The organism is Rhizobium sp. SEMIA 4085, from assembly GCF_013004495.1.
GTDB lineage: Bacteria > Pseudomonadota > Alphaproteobacteria > Rhizobiales > Rhizobiaceae > Rhizobium > Rhizobium gallicum.
Genome location: NZ_JABEPH010000594.1, coordinates 1 through 2,191, shown reverse-complemented (window position 1 = coordinate 2,191; position 2,191 = coordinate 1). Strand labels below are relative to the sequence as shown.

Annotated in this window: 3 protein-coding genes and 2 pseudogenes; all 5 read right to left on the bottom strand. The window is 57.9% G+C overall.

Annotated elements, in window-relative coordinates:
• Positions 1–199, bottom strand: a pseudogene (locus C9413_RS32930) (hypothetical protein); the annotation flags it as partial.
• Between the two features lie 9 nt (positions 200–208).
• Positions 209–796: a protein-S-isoprenylcysteine O-methyltransferase gene (locus C9413_RS31425; protein ID WP_039843814.1), complete on the bottom strand. Its 588-nt coding sequence runs from the start codon at positions 794–796 to the stop codon at positions 209–211.
• Positions 797–872: 76 nt separating this feature from the next.
• The gene (locus C9413_RS31420; protein ID WP_039843813.1) at positions 873–1,454 is read right to left on the bottom strand and encodes a hypothetical protein; all 582 of its coding nucleotides are present in this window, start codon (positions 1,452–1,454) and stop codon (positions 873–875) included.
• Between the two features lie 154 nt (positions 1,455–1,608).
• A complete protein-coding gene (locus C9413_RS34045) occupies positions 1,609–1,746 on the bottom strand; it encodes an ABC transporter (RefSeq protein WP_074060058.1) in 138 nt (45 codons plus the stop codon).
• A gap of 169 nt (positions 1,747–1,915) precedes the next feature.
• A pseudogene (locus C9413_RS31415) lies at positions 1,916–2,164 on the bottom strand (L,D-transpeptidase); the annotation flags it as partial.
• Positions 2,165–2,191 lie beyond the last annotated feature (27 nt).

Below are 2,191 nucleotides of genomic sequence, written 5' to 3'. Positions count from 1 at the left end.
TTCCCTGCGAGACAAGCGCGTTCCCCTTCAAGAAGATTACGGTCCAGTAGGGACTGCTTGACTGCGACATTCTGGCCTTCTGACGCGCGCCGCGGTTCATCTGCCGCTGCACAGTGACCCGCGGCACTCCGATCGAGAACCGCATCAGATCCCCGACAAGGCGCCGTGCCGCCGAAAGCTTGATGGTCCGGCCTCGCATCATGCCTCCTTAATAAAGATAGGGAATAATTCGCTTGGTCCTGTCCATATAGGCGCGATATTGCGCGCCGAAAATTTCCAGCATCATACGCTCTTCCTTGTCCACCCGGAGAAAAAAGAGGATTGCGAAGCCGATCAGACCAGCAAGCCCCACGATCCAGTTCGACAGCAGAAAGGCCTGGCCGAGGCCCATCAGCAGGAAAGACGTGTACATGGGATGGCGAACGAAAGCGTAGGGGCCGCTGCAAATCAGCTGATGCTGGTCGCGAATCTCCAACGTGATGGACCAGTTGCGGCCGAGTTCCTTGTGGGTTCTGCGAAAGACCCACATGGCGGCGGCAAAGAGCACCACCCCGAGGGCAACCGCCCAGGCGCGGGCCGGATAATCGGCTGCTTGCGGCATGCCGGTGGCGACATAGAACCCCGGCACGATCGCAAGTCCGAGCAGCGCCGACGCAAGCCCGATCGTCTCGGTACGAGAACGGCGGTGACTGACGACACGCACGCGCTTGGCGCGGCGCTCGAAGGGATAGCGGATGATATACCAGGCAACGACGCCGAGCACCCACAGGATCTTGCCGACAACAGCTATGCTCAATTTAAGTCTCCAGAGCCCTTCTGCGTCCTGCAACCGACTGGATGGAGAAGCGGTATAGCAGCTGCGCGCCTCGCATTTAGGTATTCATTTCTCGAAGCTGCGTCACGAATTGTTGCGGGCGGAGCCAGATGCTGGGCGCCTTATAGCCCATCGAGCGAGCGATTTCTGCTACGAAAGCGTTACAGTTATAAACCGAAGCCTGCCAAAACTTTGTTTTTGCCTTAAGCTTGCGTATGAAGGCAACGGTTTCGTTGTATTCCGATGGAGTGAGCAGGACGCGCCAGCTTGCCGACCTGTAGGCCTCCTCCAGGTCGCCGTCACTGGCCCCGGTTTCGGCCGGCACGGGCACGAAGTGGCCGAGAACATAGGGGGCTGTTTCATTGGTCGCAGGAGCAAGCCCCGCGACCTCCGGATTGACCATCCCGCCAGCTTTGTTCAACCGCCCGAAAATCACGTAGGTGTGGCCGTAGCTCAGCGCGTAGCGCGAGCGGAATTCGATAAAGTACTGGCCATCTCTTTTTTGGGATGATTCGCCAACAGACTCCCCTCGCGCATCCGAAACGAATCGCGGTTGCGGTGGCTTGTCTTCTGTCTGGCATGATGTGAGCGCGAGAGCGAATAGAATTACAAGTGATAGACGGCCCTTTGCAAGCGTCATCGCTACACTTCATCTCCCGGTATCGAGTGAGCATCGACACATGCCCCGCTTGACGCCAATCTTTGCGCTGCAAGCTGTAAGGCAGGTCCAGCCCGGACTGCACGATGTGGGGAAGGGCCACGAATGCCCCCTCCCATTCAGCAACAGTTAGTTGCTACTTATATACCGGTGCCGGTGCCGTTTCCGCTACGGGCGGCGGGGCCTTCCCCTTGCCCTTACCGATCGACCCGCAAGCGCTCAGGCTTGCAACGGAAAACAACGCAACTAGGCACATGATCAGAATTCTGCTCATCAGTAGTCCTCTCCTTAGCACGGAATAGGTTATCGAAGGCAACGCTTCTACTAATAGCCGCAAAATACGCCTAAGCCAAGTGCAGAAAGGACACACCTTGCCTCTGCGCGGCCCCGGGCGCCTCATAATGCCTAACAGACCGTGGCGTTATCGATGCAAAATGTAAGCATCATATGACCAATACTGGCGTTCCCACCGGAGCCCTGCTGTAGAGGTCGACGATGTCCTCATTGGTCAAGCGGATGCATCCATTGGAAACCGCCTGCCCTATCAACCACGGCTCGTTCGTTCCATGCAGCCGAAACAGGGTGTCCTGTCCGCCCCTGTAGAGATAAAGGGCAGCGGCACCCAGTGGATTGTGGGGTCCGCCCGAAACACCGCCCGCATACTGCGCCAGGTGCGGCTTGCGCCGTATCATGCCCGCCTCTTATACACATCTTACGCC